Raw genomic sequence first — 13,085 nt, 5'->3', positions numbered from 1 at the left:
CGTGAAACAGGCCGTGCGGTGGCCCGCGGTTTCAAGTGCTGGTGCCGAACGATGCTTCGATGGCTCCACGGCAGTGGCACCACGTGAGGCTCATGCCTTGTGCCAAGTGGTGCGTGACACCCACTGGATGTGGAGCCGCTCAAGGTCGAGGCCGCCCGCCATGGGCTGACCAACTGGATGCGGCGCGAGCTGGGGCCATGTGGAATGCCGGCGAGGTCCGTGGCTCAGCGTCTCGATGGAGGCCGAAAGGGCGACCTGCGTTTTGGCACTCAGCGGGAACACCCGTGCATCGCTTCAAGTAGCGCGCGATGAAGATGGCGAACCGGTTCACACCAGCGCTGAGCCCGCGCACCAGAGGGTGTGGAGAACGGGCCGGTGAATCGGCGGGCCGGTTCAGGCAGGTGCTTCCGACAGGGCCCTCAAGGAAGGGGCCTCAGCGAACACGGATGCACCCACGTCATCGACCAGGTGATGAGGGGGGCGAACCGGTTCACGCTGCCGCGGTGGGCGGCACCGCACGGAGGTCGCGCAGCGACTCATGGCGCGCAGGCGATGGACGTGGTGAGCCCGTTCAGGTGCAGGCTCGATGATGACGCTTCGATGAGCGCCGCAGGAGAGGGTGGCCGCGCCACGCCTCATGTCGAACGGATGCTGAAGGTGGCGAGTCCGCTCTTGCGAAGGACGGGAGGCAACGCATCAGCGGATGGTCGCCGCATTGCTGAGTGGTCGCGCTACGACTCATGTCGACCGGGTGATGGATGCAGTGCGCTGGTTCGAGCGGAGGTCCTCGAGGAATTCTCATCGAGGATTGCCGCAGCTGGCTGGGCCACCGCGTGTCATGGCGCAATCGATGGAGGTGGCGAGCCGGTTCGTGCGGAGGCGCTCCATGACAGGGCATCGGTTGGAGGCCGCACCGATAGGCCATCGCGCTTCATGGAGAACGAGCAACGGACAGGGGCGAGCCGGTTCGCGTAGAGGCTCGCAGCGGTAGCTGGTCACCGCAGGGGAGGGTGGCCGCTCCGCGCCTCATGTCGAACGGACCGTGGAACTGCGCAGTCCAGCTGGCAGTCGGCCTCGTCGTACGCCGTTGGCCCCCGCGCTCCAGTTCGAACGGTCGAAAGCCGCGGCGAACCGATTCAAGCAAGAGCCTCCGACACCCTCCCCAGAGAGTCGCCACTTTGGACCGCGCACACGCACCGTCCTTCAGGCCGAACAGGTCACAGCGCTCCGCCCGCTTCACGAAAACCGGACGCACGGAAACCAACCCCTCACCTGAGCGCGTTCGCCCACCTGCACCCCAGGCCCGTTCCATATGGACCGGACCCCACCCCAACGCCTCCTTATAAGGAGGGCATCCGAGCAGCCTCCACCCACCACCCGAATCCAGGATGCGAACGCCCGGTCGGCCGGGTTCTGGACGTAGGAAACCGTGCGTCCAAGTCTCCGGAATCAGGCCTTCCGGCTTGCTCGGACGTCCTTGAAAAGAGTCGTCACGCCGGGAGCGCCGTGAATTTGATCCAACACCGAACCGCGTGCTAGCAGCGGATCAGCGTGCAGTCGTGCACCGCATCACGCACGGCGCCTGGCTCTCGCCGGGCAAGAGAGAGGATGGGGCTCGTGGGTCGAATCATCTGCATCTCCAATCAGAAGGGTGGCGTGGGGAAGACCACCACCGCCATCAACCTCGCCGCGAGCCTCGCCTCCGCCGAGCGCCGCACGCTCCTGGTGGACATGGACCCGCAGGGCAACGCCGGCAGCGGCCTGGGCCTCAAGCAGGACAAGCTCCACGGCACCATCTACGACGCGCTCCTCAATGGTCGCCCCATGAAGGAGCTCTTCCACCCCACCGAGCTGCGCTACCTCCAGGTCGTCCCCGCGACGCCCGACCTCACCGGCGCCGAAGTCGAGCTCGTCAACCTGGACAACCGCGAGTTCCGCCTCCGCGACGCCCTGCGCCCGCTGGCCTCCGAGTTCGACTACATCATCATCGACTGCCCGCCCTCGCTCGGCCTGCTCACCCTCAACGCCCTGTCCGCCGCGGACTCCGTCCTCATCCCGCTCCAGTGCGAGTACTACGCGCTCGAGGGCCTCTCCCAGCTCACCCACACCATCGACCTGGTGAAGCAGGGCCTCAACCCCGACCTCAAGATGGAGGGCATCCTCCTCACCATGTTCGACGCGCGCGCCAACATCGCGCACCAGGTCGTCGACGAGGTTCGCGGCTACTTCAAGGAGCAGGTCTTCCAGGTCGTCGTCCCCCGCAACGTGCGCCTGTCCGAGTGCCCGTCCTTCGGCAAGCCCATCATCCTCTATGACATCAAGTCCAAGGGCTGCGAGAGCTACCTCGCCCTCGGCCGCGAGCTGATGAAGCGCGACACTCCCAAGACGCCCCGCCGGCGGGTGGCGTGAAGCCCTCCGCTCGCGGCACTGGAGTCATGACTTGGTGAAAGCAGACACGCAGAAGCGCGCCCTCGGTCGTGGGCTCTCCGCACTCATCCCCCAGGCCGCTCCCGGCAAGGCCGCCGAACAGGCCGCCCTCAAGGCCGGCGTCCTCAAGCTGCCCATCGAAGCCATCCACCGGGACAAGGACCAGCCCCGGCGCTACTTCGACGAGGAGAAGCTCAAGGAACTCACCGAATCCATCAAGACGCAGGGCATCCTCCAGCCCATCCTCGTCCGCAAGGATGGCGACGGCTACAAGCTCATCGCCGGCGAGCGCCGGTGGCGCGCCTCCCAGGCCGCGGGCCTCAAGGAAGTGCCCGCAATCGTCAAGGACGTCACCGAGGTCCAGGCCTTCGAGCTGGCCCTGGTCGAGAACCTCCAGCGCGCGGACCTCAACCCCATTGAAGAGGCGGAGGGCTACAAGCGCCTGACGGACGAGTTCCGCCTCACGCAGGAGCAGGTCAGCCAGCGCGTGGGCAAGGAGCGCTCCACGGTGGCCAACGCGCTGCGCCTGCTCGCGCTGCCCGCCGACGTGAAGCTGATGGTGGCGGATGGCTCGCTGAGCATGGGCCACGCGCGCGCCCTGTTGGGCGTCCCCCGCCTGCCCGAGCTTCAAAACCTGGCCAAGCAAGTGGCCGAGAAGAAGCTGTCCGTGCGTGACACGGAGCGGCTGGTCCAGCAGAGTCGCACCCACGGCAAGAAGGATGCGGGCAAGACGCCGCCGAAACAGAGCCCGCAGGTGAAGTCCTTGGTGGAGGAGCTCCAACGTCGGTTGGGAACCAAGGTCCGGTTGACCGAACGAAGCCCCGGAAAGGGCACCATCGAGGTGGACTTCTTCTCCTACGATGACCTGGACCGGCTGTTGAAGCTGCTCAGGAAGGAGTAGCGCGTGGCGCTCCTTGGCGGGAAGAAAGACGATTCACCCAGCAAGCCCCTGTTCAAGCGGGAGGAGGAATCCGTGTCGCAGCGCTCTGGTGAGGTTCATACGCTTCTGGGCAAGGGAAGCGAGTTCGAGGGGAAGCTCACCTTCGAGGGGCAGGTCCGCATCGACGGCAAGTTCCAGGGGCAGATCATCACCAAGGACGTGCTCGTCATTGGGGATGGCGCCAAGGTCCAGGCCGAAATCCAGGCCGGCACCGTCATCATCAACGGTCAGGTCGAAGGCAACGTGAAGGCCACGCAGCTCATCGAGCTGAAGAACCCGGGCCGCGTGAAGGGGACCCTGGAGACGCCGTCGCTGTCCATGGACCGCGGGGTCATCTTCGAGGGCTCGCTCAAGATGGAGAACCTGGGTGGCAACGCGCCCTCGCGTCCTCCTCCTCCTGGCGGCGAGTCGAAGAAGTAGGTGCGCCGGCACGCGCACATCGCGCCAGCCCTGGTGCTGGCGCTGTCGCTGCTGTCCGGTTGCAAGGGCTGCAACAAGGATGAGGGTGCCGACACCGGCGCCCTCTCCGCGGACAGCGGCGCGCAGACCCCACGCTCCGGCGTGAAGGTCCCCCTGCCGGACGGCTGGTCCGCGCAGGTCGCTCCCGATGACAGCTTCCAGGCGGGCCCGCCCGGCCGCCCGGTGCTGCGCGTGGACCTGCGCCGGGGCCAGGGCGAGCAGCTGCCCTCCGTGGATGACCTGGCCGACCGCGTCCGCGAGGAGTCGAAGAACTTCGAGGTGTCACTGGACCAGGAAGAGTCCAAGGACACGTACTCGCTCTTGCGCGTGACGATGGCCCCGAAGCTCGGAGACGGTGGCGTCGGCCTCCAGGCTCCCGCGCTCTTCGGTGCCCGCCGCGTGGGCAACGACTTGTTCCTCTGCGCCACGCTGCCCGGTGCCTCGCCGGAAGACGTCCGGCTGGCCACCGAGGCGTGCCGCGAAATCGAAGTCCAAGCCAAGTAGTCGCGCGGCGCCTCGCGGTGGACTGATGGGGAGGTGCCTCCTCGTCACGCGAGCGAGCCGCCGAGCCCTCGAAGCAACCCCTGTCCCCACGCAGTGCCGTCGTGCTCGCCCGGGCAATGGACCTCCAAGGTCCATCCTCGTGGCGCGACGCGCACGGTTCTCCCGTGTGGTGGGTCGCCACCGGGAGCAGGCGTGGCAAGGTTTGCCCCAGGAGGTCGCCATGGACGACTGGAGAGCGAATCTCGTCGAGGACGACGCGGGTGTGCGGCAGGTGCTGGAGCAGTCCCGGCGGGTGGCGGTGCTGGGCATCCGCTCCGAGGCTCAAGCGCACAAGCCGGCGTACTCAGTGCCGGCGTTCCTCCAGAAACACGGCTACGACATCGTCCCCGTGTCGGTGCACGGCGAGACGGAGCCCATCCTCGGCCGGCCCGTGTACTCCGCCGTGGCGGACATCCCGGGGGACGTGGACCTGGTGCAGGTGTTCCGTCGCCCGGAGGACATCGACGCGCACGTGCCGGATTTGCTCGCCAAGAAGCCGCGCGCCGTGTGGTTCCAGCTGGGCATCCGCAATGACGCCGCGGCGGAGAAGCTGGCGCGCGCCGGCATCCGCGTGGTCCAGGACCGGTGCATGAAGGTGGAGCTGATGCACGTGCTGCAAGCGCGTCAGCCCGGTGGCGCCTGACTTCCGAGAGCAGGCAGGCGTGACGCGGTGCTGAACATTCAGCGAGCGCCGGGCGTCCATCTGATTATGGATGAGAGAATGGAGCGAAAAGCTCCGAAGTCGGGACGAGGGGTGCACTTCCGTGCACGCCGCGTCGCCATCGTCGCACGGGGACTTCCAGAATTCTTCGCGAGTCCCTAACCTTGTCGTTCCCCGGCCCGTGGTGGGTCTTGCGCCCCAGCCCCTCCTCCGGACCTCCACGCAGCGCCCCCCAAGGAGTTCCCCGCATGTCGTTCACCGGAATGCTCCCTCTTCACCTTGCCACCGTGGACCTCAGCCCCCTGGGGGAGCGGCTGTTCGCCGCTGGAGGGCTGGCCGTCACCGTGTTGGCCGCGCTGTGGTTCGCCTGGACGCGGCCCCAGCCGCAGCTCGTGCCCGTGCGCGTGCAGTCCCGTCGCAACCCCCGACGCTAGTTGTCGGAAGGACGCCGGACCTGGTGGCCGGGTGATGCCCGACCCCAGGTCCGAGCCCGTGGAACTCAGCCGCGCTTGAGCGCGAGAGACAGGGCGAAGTCGCCGGCCCTGTCCGTCCACCACGCCGCCAGTCCCAGCCCCGCCGCGTCCAGCTCCGCTTCGACGCGCGCCTGCTCGAACTTGCAGCTCACCTCCGTGCGCAGCACCTCGCCCTCGGCGAAGTCCACCCGACGCTTCAGGGAGGACAGCCAGACGGACTGCGTGCGCTGCGACACCAGCCGCATCTCCACCCAGGAGTTGTGCTCGTCGAAGGGCGCGATGTGCTGGAACGCGTCCGGGTCGAAGTCCGCGCCCAGCTCGCGGTTGAGCACGCGCAGCACGTTGCGGTTGAACTCGGCCGTCACCCCGGCGCTGTCGTTGTAGGCGGCGAACAGCCTGTCGCGGTCCTTGATGAGGTCGGTGCCCAGCAGCAGTCCGTCGCCGGGCTGCAGGCCCGAGGACAGCTCGCTCAGGAAGCGCGCGCGCTCCAGCGGCTTCAGGTTGCCGATGGTGCCTCCCAGAAACGCCACCAGCCGACGTCCGCCCGCGGGCAGCCGGGACAGGTGGTGCTCGAAGTCACCCACCACCGCGTGCACGGTGATGCCCGGGTACTCGCGCGCCAGCGTCGCCGCCGCGCGGCGCAGGAAGGCCTCGCTCACGTCGAAGGGCACGAAGCGCGAGAGCTGTCCGGCCTCCTCCATGGCGTCCAGCAGCAGGCGCGTCTTCTCGCTGGTGCCGCTGCCCAGCTCGATGAGCGTCGTCGCGCCGCTCAGCCGGGCCACGTCCCCGGCGTGGGCCAGCAGGATTTCCCGCTCGCGCCGCGTGGGGTAGTACTCCGGCAGGCGGGTGATGTCGTCGAAGAGCTGGCTGCCCCGCTCGTCATAGAGCCACCGGGGTGACAGCTCCTTGGGTGAGTTGCACAGCCCCTGGAGTGCTTCCTGCCGCAGCGCGCGCTTGGCGTCGCCCGGCTTCACATACACCTCCACCTTCACCCCGGGAACGCCGTGCGTCCCCTCGCCCGAAGTCGTCTCCACTGGCTGCACTGTCGACCTCATCGCTTCACCTCACACCTCTGACGCACAACGAAAGCCGGCGAAAATCTGCCGGCGGATGGGGTAATCCCAGTTGCGAAAGCCATTGCGTACCGCCACGGGCGCGCTCGCCCAGGCACCTCCTCGAAGCACTTTGTATTCGTCGCCGAAGAAGACCTCCGAGTACTCGCGATAGGGGTAGGCGCGGAACCCCGCGTAGGGCTGGAAATCGCTCGCCGTCCATTCCCAGACATCTCCCAGCAGGCCCCAGACACCCTCGCGACTGACGCCCTCCGGATGACTGCCCACCAGCGCCGGCCCCCACCCGTCACCGCCCAGGTTGGCGTGCGCGGGCGTGGGCGCGTCGTCACCCCACGGGTGCTCGCGCGGGACACCATCCGCGCCGCGCGCGGCCGTCTCCCACTCGGCCTCCGTGGGCAGCCGTCGTCCGGCCCAGCGCGCATAGGCGTCCGCTTCGTACCAGCACACGTGCTGCACCGGCTCGTTCGAGGGCAGCGGCTCCACCCTTCCGAAGCGCCTGCGCAGCCAGCGGCCGCCCTGCTGCGGCAGCCAGAACTGCGGGTGGCGCAGCTGCTCCGCGCGCACGAAGTCCCAGCCCTTCGGATGCCACCAGCGCGCGTCGTCGTAGCCACCGGACTCGACGAAGGCCAGGTAGTCCCCGTTGGTGACGGGGTGCGCGTCCAGGAGGAAGGGCGCCACCTCGCGCGCGTGCGCGGGCTTCTCGTTGTCGTAGGCCCACGGCGAGTCGCTGCCCAGGCGCACGGTGCCGCCGGGGATGAAGACGGGCTGCCGGGAGATGGGCACCGGATGCGGGTGCGGCCGCGGCGAGACGATGCGGTACTCCACGTCCGTCATCAGCTGCAGCGTGGCGGCGAGCGTCTCCGCGTGCTGCTGCTCGTGCTGCGCCACCATGCCGTAGACATAACCCCCGGCGAGCAGCGGCGCGTCGCTGTCCTCGGGCACGTGGTCCGCGAGGTGTGCTCGCACGGCCTCCCGCACGCGCGCGGCGTAGGCGAACGCGGACTCGGGTGGCAACAGCGGCAGCAGGGCGCGCGTGCGCCGGGGGTGCTGGAAGGCGTCGTAGATGGCGTCGAAGGCCGGGTCCGTCAGCGCGGGCGCGCCGAGCGCGCGCAGGAGCCACTGCTCCTCGTAGTTGGCGACGTGCGCGACGTCCCAGATGAGCGGCGACATCAAGGGCGAGTGCTGGTTCATCAGCACGTGCTCCGGCAGGCCGGAGAGCATGCGCAGCACCCGCGCGCGCGCGGTCTCCAGCTCGGCCCAGGCCCGAGCCTTCCAGGTCCTCCCCGGACTTCCGCGGAGGTGTCGTGTCATCGAGGTGTCCGTCGTGCGGGACATGGCGCCTCAAGCTAGGGAGTGGAAGGGCGCGCGGGAAAGTCCCGGGCCCCTCGGGCGCGAGGCTCTCGTGCGGGAATGTACGTTTCCGTGGTGAGCGGTCAACCTGGCCGGTGCTTCGTCACCTCGCCGCCACCCCACCCGTGACATCCGCCCACGCCTCGCGTGCACGCCAGGTGGCGTGGGCGAGCGCGTCCTCCCTGGGAGGATGCGTGACGAAGGCCGTGAGCACGCACGGTTTTGTCCACTATCGCCGTGTCGCGCGAGACACCGGGTCGCCGTGAGGGGGAGGGGGACTCTATGCTGTCCACCATGGCCAGCATCGCGAAGCACAGCTCCGTGCTCGTCGTGGAGGACGAGGACGACATCCGTGCCGCCATCGCGGAGATTCTCGAGAGCGAGGGCTACGAAGTCACCATCGCGACCAATGGACGCGAGGCGATGGAGGAGCTCTCCGACGTGCGCTACGTGCCGCGCCTCATCCTGCTCGACTTGATGATGCCGGAGATGAACGGGCATGAGTTCCTCGCGCGTCGCCAGGCCATCCCCCGGCTGCGCAACGTGCCGGTGATGGTGCTCACCGCCGTCACCACGGACATTCCCCCGGGCGCCAATGGCCTCTTGCGCAAGCCCTTCTCCGTGGAGGAGCTGCTGGACGCGGTGCGGAGCATGCTGCCCATCGCCGCGTGAGTGACGCCGCGCGCGCACCGGGTGCTCACGGCTCGCGCTCCAGCGACAGCAGCGTGAGCGTGCGCGAGCGGTCATCCCACGCGTAGTCCAGGACCAGCCCGTGGCGGGGCAGCTCGTGGCGGCCGGTGCCGCTCGCCTCGTTTCGCGGCTCGCGCACCAGGCCGTCGCCCAGCCGCTCCAGCGCGCCCTGGAGCGCGCCGAACGTCTCCGCGCTCATGCGGCCCACCTCTCGCCACGCCTGGGGCGAGTAGTGGATGCGGTGCGGTCCTGGGAGGCGGGGGCGGGACTGCGGCATGTTCCGGGGGCGACGTTCCTTTCCGTGTCGCTCCCTTGCGATTGCCGTGCCCGCGTGGATCCACCCCTCCTTCCCCTGAGGGTGCGGGGGAGATGCTTCGAGTCTGAAGGAGTTACCGAAGACCGCCCGTGCGGGGCGGAAGAAACGACAGGTGTCGAGGGGTCCTCTGCCCGTGCGTGGGGCGGGGGAGCGTGCGAGGAGGCATGGTGCCCGGGCGCCTGGGACTGGCCCGCCCGCGTGGCAGGGGGGGAGGCGGGACCCCGAGCCGTCCTTGTGCTCTGGCTGCCCGCCCCGGGCTCGCGTGCTCACGTTTTGACACACGGGGAGGGCTTGGGCCCCGACAAGACAAGGAGAAGCCATGGCGGCACGGCGCAGATACACCCCCTGGTCTGCCACGAACGGGCTGCTGTTCGGCGTCGTCGCGGGCGTGGTGCTGGGGCTGGCGGAGGTGGTGATGGCGCTGGCGGCGGGCGACAGTCCGATGCGGCCGGTGCGCATGTCCGCGGGCATGGTGTTGGGGCCTCGCGTCTTCGGCGAGGGCTTCCCCGCGGGCACGTTGGTGTTGGTGGGCGTGGGCATCCACCTGGCCGTGTCCGCGCTGGTCGGCGTGTTCTATTCGTTCCTCGATGCCATGTTGCCGCCGGATGGACGGGGACGTTGGGAGTTCCAGGCCGCGGTGGGAATGCTCTTCGGAATCGCCGTGTGGCTGGTGGACTTCCAGTTCATCGCGCGCGGCTACTACCCGTGGTTCCTCGACGTGCCGCAGTTTCCCCAAATCGTGTTGCACGCGGTGTTCCTGGGGTTGCCGCTGGCGCTGCTCTTCACCGCGGCGGAGCGACGTCGCGCGCTGATGGATGTGGAGGAGAGCGTGTCTTCCGCGCCGTGACGTGACGGTGGCGCGCGAGGCCGCGAATGCGAGTGAAGTGGAGGCCGCGACAGAGGCGCGCGAGGCGTGGCGCGCGTTTGAAAAAACGCTGAAGGTATGGTGAAAGTACCCGACCTTCAGGGTTATCTAGGGGCTTCCGAGGTGCCTGGAGCGGGGCCCTCCTTTCGTGGACGACTGACACACGCATGGACACAGAACTGGCGAGCATGCTGGGCGCGGCGGCGAGGGCTGCCCGGGTGCGGATGGGCCTGACGCAGGCCGATGTGGCGGAGCGGATTGGGATGGCGTCGGAGGTGTACGGCCGCCTGGAGCGAGGCCACATGCTCCCCAGCGTGCAGAACCTGCGGCGGCTGTGCGTGGTGCTGAATGTGCCGCCCCACCAACTGCTGGGGTTGGATGATGACCTGGCCGCGCCGCCGCCCGCGAAGGACAAGACGGGCGGCAAGTCTCGCGAGGACGACACGCCGGAGATGCGGCGGCTGATGCGCAACCTGCGCAAGCTGTCCCCGGTGCAGCTCAAGCTGATGAACCTGGTTGCCTCCGCGATGCAGCAGAAGAAGAAGTGAGGCACCCGGGCCCCGGCGCCAGGCGCGCGGGGGCCGTGTCCTGGGCTCGCGGACCTGGTGGTGTGGAGGTCCGCTGGAGCCCGGAGTGGATCCGCTGGAGGCGTGGGGGATGCACCGCCGCGAGCGGGCGACGGGGCCTCCGGGCCTGGCCCGCCGGGCGCGCAAGTCCCCGGGATTCCTGCTGGAACCGAGGGTCCCCGGGTAGGAGACCCCGTGTTCAGCGCAGGGCCAGGAGCGCCCAGGTCAGCAGGATGATCAACGCGACCCCTGCGCCCACCACCCAGGGCTTGAGCGTGATGACGAGCTCCCGGGGGGGCTTGGGCGCGTCTGGGAGGACGCGGGCCTCGCGGGGCCGAGCCCGGGTGCCTCCCTCCTCGGACGAAGCCATGGACCTCGCCTGAGCGCGTGAGCCTCCGGGTGGAGTGAGTCTCCTCGGCCGTCCGCGGATCATCCGCGCGGGCTCACCGGAGTTGCGTCGGGGAGTTGGCGCGGTCCGCTCTGGCGGCGGGCGCTCGAAGAGGGGGCGGTCCCAGTCGGACGTCGCGTCGTGCAGCGCCGCCTCCAGCGCGTCGTGCAGCGTGCCGCCATCCGGGAACCTGTCCTCGGGGCGCTTGCGGAGCAGCCGCTGGGTGATGGCCTCCATCGCCAGGGGCACGCGCGCGTTCACCGTGGAGGCGGGGGGCGGCATGCGCGTCTCGATGAACTCGGTCAGCACCTCGCGAGGCAGGGTGGGCGAGAAGGCCGGGGCGCCCGTGAGCACCTCATGGAGCGTCACGCCCAGCGCGTAGAGGTCATCCGTGGCGCGGAAGGCGTAGCGCGCGGTGCGCTGGGAGTGGTTCTCCCGATGGAAGCGCAGGGCCTCCGGGCTTCGGTACTGGGGCGTGCCCGGTGGGAGGGGGCCCTCGGTGAGGGGCAGGGACTCGGCGTGGTTCGCGCTGCCGAAGTCGACGAGGACGGGGGCGTCGTCGACGGCGCGCACCAGGATGTTGGAGGGCTTGAGGTCGCGGTGGAACACGTTGCGCGCGTGCAGCTCCCCCAGCGTCCGGGCCAGCCGGGAGAACAGGCGCGCCACGCGACGCGCGGAGGGGGCCTCGCGCTTCACCCACGCGGCCAGGGTGGCGCCCTCCACGTAGTCCAGGACGACGTAGTGGTAGCCCGTCCGCGCATCCGGCCAGCGGCCGTGGGCCCAGACGCGCACGACGTGGGGATGCACGGCGTGGAGCAGACACGCCAGCTCGCGGATGGCACGGGCGTCCGTGCGGTCCAGGTCCTCGCTGCCCGGACCTCGCAGCGCGAACTTGAGCGCGTGGAGCCGACCGCCGTGCTCCACCTGGAACACCGCGCCGAAGGCCCCTTGCCCCAGCCGACCGAGGACGCGCCAGGGGCCCACCCTCATCCCCGGACGCAGCGCGAGCGGATGGCCCGTCGTCATGGGGACCTCCGGTGCAGCGTGACGGCGACGCGGGCACGGCTGGGAAAAACGGGGCGGAAGGAGAAGGGGGCAATCATCGACGGGACCCGGGGGTTGGGTTGGAGCAATGGGTGACGACCTCCTGGGTTACAACCTAACAGGGTGGCCCCACGTTGGAAGATGGAACAGGTAGGGGTTCGCGCTTGGAGGTCGGAGGACCCTCCTGGAATCCATGCCCGTCCGGGCTGTAACCACGGGCCGCGCGCGGACGTAGCGGAGACGACACCCCTCGGTGGGCTCAGGGCCCGCCGTCACGTCACGAGGTCCCCTCCGTGAGAATGCGCTTTCCGCCGTGCGCCGTGCTCCTGCTGCTGGCCGCCTGTGGCCCTTCCTCCTCGGTGGATGAGGGGCTGGGCGTGGTGGGGGAGCTGGACACGTCGGAGGCGGGCATCACCGCCTTCGTGCGCGCGGGGCGCTACCTGGAGTGGCTCGCGGAGCCCGCGCCGCGCAAATCCGTGAACTCCCACGGGGACAAGGTCCGCGTGTTCTTCAACGCGCCGCTGGCGGAGTCGATGAGGGCGGGGAACGCCACGCACCCGGTGGGCAGCATCACCGTGAAGGAGCTGTTCGAGTCGGACGGGAAGACGGTGCGAGGGTACGCGCTCGACGTGAAGGTGTCCGAGGGCTCGGGCAAGAACACGTGGGTGTTCTACGAGGGCTTCGGGCCGGACTACGACGACAACTACTACGGCCGGGGGCATGACACCTGTCATGGATGCCACGCGGCCAACGGGACGGACTACGTCGCCACCCCGCTGCCTCGCTGACGGCGCGTAGACTCCCGCCCATGGTCGACGAGCTGATTCGCGGGCTGGGCCTCCTGCCGCACCCCGAGGGTGGTTTCTACAAGGAGATGTACCGCGCGGCGCTGAAGGTGGAGACCCCTCGCGGGACTCGCTCCGCGAGCACGGCCATCTACTACCTGCTGACCCAGGACACCTTCGCCGCGTGGCACCGCGTCACGTCCGACGAGGTGTGGCACTCCTATGAGGGCGCGCCGCTCGCCCTGTACCTGGTGGGCGCTGACGGGCGATTGCAGACGGTGATGCTGGGGCGCGACGTGACGAAGGGCGAGCAGCCCCAGTTCGTCGTCCCCGCGGGCGTGCTGCAGGCGGCGGAGTCCCGGGGCGCGTATTCGCTGGTGGGCTGCACGGTGGCCCCGGGCTTCGACTTCTCCGACTGGGAGATGCCGACCCCGGAGTCGCTGGTGTCCGAGCACCCCTCGCACGCGGCGCTGATGCGTCGACTGTCCCGGCCCCGCCCCTGACC

15 protein-coding genes are annotated in these 13,085 nt (G+C 69.3%); 11 read left to right on the top strand and 4 right to left on the bottom strand.

From position 1 onward, the window contains the following. Positions 1–1,617 precede the first annotated feature (1,617 nt). The 6 genes from LZ199_RS23570 to LZ199_RS23545 all read left to right on the top strand — a co-directional run bounded on the left by LZ199_RS23570 (position 1,618) and on the right by LZ199_RS23545 (position 5,464). On the top strand, positions 1,618–2,409 hold the full coding sequence (locus LZ199_RS23570) for a ParA family protein (RefSeq protein WP_253995989.1): 792 nt from the start codon (positions 1,618–1,620) through the stop codon (positions 2,407–2,409). Positions 2,410–2,440: 31 nt separating this feature from the next. Next, positions 2,441–3,328: a ParB/RepB/Spo0J family partition protein gene (locus LZ199_RS23565; protein WP_163868622.1), complete on the top strand. Its 888-nt coding sequence runs from the start codon at positions 2,441–2,443 to the stop codon at positions 3,326–3,328. A gap of 3 nt (positions 3,329–3,331) precedes the next feature. Next, complete coding sequence (gene bacM / locus LZ199_RS23560) at positions 3,332–3,787, top strand: bactofilin BacM (RefSeq protein WP_253995988.1); 456 nt, start codon at positions 3,332–3,334, stop codon at positions 3,785–3,787. Then, entirely contained in the window at positions 3,788–4,330 is a 543-nt protein-coding gene (locus LZ199_RS23555; RefSeq protein WP_253995987.1) for a hypothetical protein, read from the top strand. A 220-nt stretch (positions 4,331–4,550) separates the two neighbouring features. Then, positions 4,551–5,012, top strand: a complete 462-nt coding sequence (locus LZ199_RS23550; RefSeq protein WP_253995986.1) for a CoA-binding protein — start codon at positions 4,551–4,553, stop codon at positions 5,010–5,012. 266 nt (positions 5,013–5,278) lie between these two features. Continuing rightward, entirely contained in the window at positions 5,279–5,464 is a 186-nt protein-coding gene (locus LZ199_RS23545) for a hypothetical protein (protein ID WP_253995985.1), read from the top strand. A 65-nt stretch (positions 5,465–5,529) separates the two neighbouring features. On the opposite strand, the gene egtD is transcribed toward LZ199_RS23545, so the two are convergent. Next, a complete protein-coding gene (gene egtD, locus LZ199_RS23540) occupies positions 5,530–6,558 on the bottom strand; it encodes an L-histidine N(alpha)-methyltransferase (RefSeq protein WP_253995984.1) in 1,029 nt (342 codons plus the stop codon). A gap of 9 nt (positions 6,559–6,567) precedes the next feature. After that, the gene (egtB, locus tag LZ199_RS23535; RefSeq protein WP_253995983.1) at positions 6,568–7,911 is read right to left on the bottom strand and encodes an ergothioneine biosynthesis protein EgtB; all 1,344 of its coding nucleotides are present in this window, start codon (positions 7,909–7,911) and stop codon (positions 6,568–6,570) included. A 297-nt stretch (positions 7,912–8,208) separates the two neighbouring features. On the opposite strand from egtB, the gene LZ199_RS23530 reads away from it, so the two are divergent. Then, entirely contained in the window at positions 8,209–8,598 is a 390-nt protein-coding gene (locus tag LZ199_RS23530) for a response regulator (RefSeq protein WP_253995982.1), read from the top strand. A 25-nt stretch (positions 8,599–8,623) separates the two neighbouring features. Here LZ199_RS23530 and LZ199_RS23525 read toward each other — a convergent pair whose 3' ends face one another. Next, complete coding sequence (locus LZ199_RS23525) at positions 8,624–8,893, bottom strand: hypothetical protein (RefSeq protein WP_253995981.1); 270 nt, start codon at positions 8,891–8,893, stop codon at positions 8,624–8,626. A 358-nt stretch (positions 8,894–9,251) separates the two neighbouring features. Here LZ199_RS23525 and LZ199_RS23520 point away from each other — a divergent pair, with 358 nt between their 5' ends. Next, the gene (locus tag LZ199_RS23520; protein ID WP_253995980.1) at positions 9,252–9,779 is read left to right on the top strand and encodes a hypothetical protein; all 528 of its coding nucleotides are present in this window, start codon (positions 9,252–9,254) and stop codon (positions 9,777–9,779) included. A gap of 185 nt (positions 9,780–9,964) precedes the next feature. Further along, the gene (locus LZ199_RS23515; RefSeq protein WP_253995979.1) at positions 9,965–10,345 is read left to right on the top strand and encodes a helix-turn-helix domain-containing protein; all 381 of its coding nucleotides are present in this window, start codon (positions 9,965–9,967) and stop codon (positions 10,343–10,345) included. Between the two features lie 217 nt (positions 10,346–10,562). On the opposite strand, the gene LZ199_RS23510 is transcribed toward LZ199_RS23515, so the two are convergent. Continuing rightward, complete coding sequence (locus tag LZ199_RS23510) at positions 10,563–11,777, bottom strand: serine/threonine-protein kinase (RefSeq protein WP_253995978.1); 1,215 nt, start codon at positions 11,775–11,777, stop codon at positions 10,563–10,565. A gap of 311 nt (positions 11,778–12,088) precedes the next feature. Between LZ199_RS23510 and LZ199_RS23505 the strand changes: the two genes are divergently transcribed. Both LZ199_RS23505 and LZ199_RS23500 read left to right on the top strand, forming a co-directional pair. Next, complete coding sequence (locus LZ199_RS23505; protein ID WP_253995977.1) at positions 12,089–12,583, top strand: hypothetical protein; 495 nt, start codon at positions 12,089–12,091, stop codon at positions 12,581–12,583. Between the two features lie 20 nt (positions 12,584–12,603). Beyond that, positions 12,604–13,083 (top strand): cupin domain-containing protein, encoded by a 480-nt coding sequence (locus LZ199_RS23500; protein ID WP_253995976.1) that lies wholly within the window; start codon positions 12,604–12,606, stop codon positions 13,081–13,083. The last annotated feature ends 2 nt before the right edge of the window (positions 13,084–13,085 follow it).

Origin of the sequence: Myxococcus qinghaiensis (genome assembly GCF_024198215.1) — a bacterium.
In the GTDB taxonomy this organism is placed as follows: domain Bacteria; phylum Myxococcota; class Myxococcia; order Myxococcales; family Myxococcaceae; genus Myxococcus; species Myxococcus qinghaiensis.
The sequence above is the reverse complement of the archived record's forward strand: the minus strand, read 5'-3'. Positions and strand labels throughout refer to the sequence as shown.

Bases quoted from the DNA above. Each gene is read 5' to 3' on its own strand.
- LZ199_RS23550 (WP_253995986.1), top strand. From the start codon at position 4,551: ATGGACGACTGGAGAGCGAATCTCGTCGAGGACGACGCGGGTGTGCGG.
- LZ199_RS23545 (WP_253995985.1), top strand. From the start codon at position 5,279: ATGTCGTTCACCGGAATGCTCCCTCTTCACCTTGCCACCGTGGACCTC.
- egtD (WP_253995984.1), bottom strand. From the start codon at position 6,558: ATGAGGTCGACAGTGCAGCCAGTGGAGACGACTTCGGGCGAGGGGACG.
- egtB (WP_253995983.1), bottom strand. From the start codon at position 7,911: ATGTCCCGCACGACGGACACCTCGATGACACGACACCTCCGCGGAAGT.
- LZ199_RS23530 (WP_253995982.1), top strand. From the start codon at position 8,209: ATGCTGTCCACCATGGCCAGCATCGCGAAGCACAGCTCCGTGCTCGTC.
- LZ199_RS23525 (WP_253995981.1), bottom strand. From the start codon at position 8,893: ATGCCGCAGTCCCGCCCCCGCCTCCCAGGACCGCACCGCATCCACTAC.
- LZ199_RS23520 (WP_253995980.1), top strand. From the start codon at position 9,252: ATGGCGGCACGGCGCAGATACACCCCCTGGTCTGCCACGAACGGGCTG.
- LZ199_RS23515 (WP_253995979.1), top strand. From the start codon at position 9,965: ATGGACACAGAACTGGCGAGCATGCTGGGCGCGGCGGCGAGGGCTGCC.
- LZ199_RS23510 (WP_253995978.1), bottom strand. From the start codon at position 11,777: ATGACGACGGGCCATCCGCTCGCGCTGCGTCCGGGGATGAGGGTGGGC.
- LZ199_RS23500 (WP_253995976.1), top strand. From the start codon at position 12,604: ATGGTCGACGAGCTGATTCGCGGGCTGGGCCTCCTGCCGCACCCCGAG.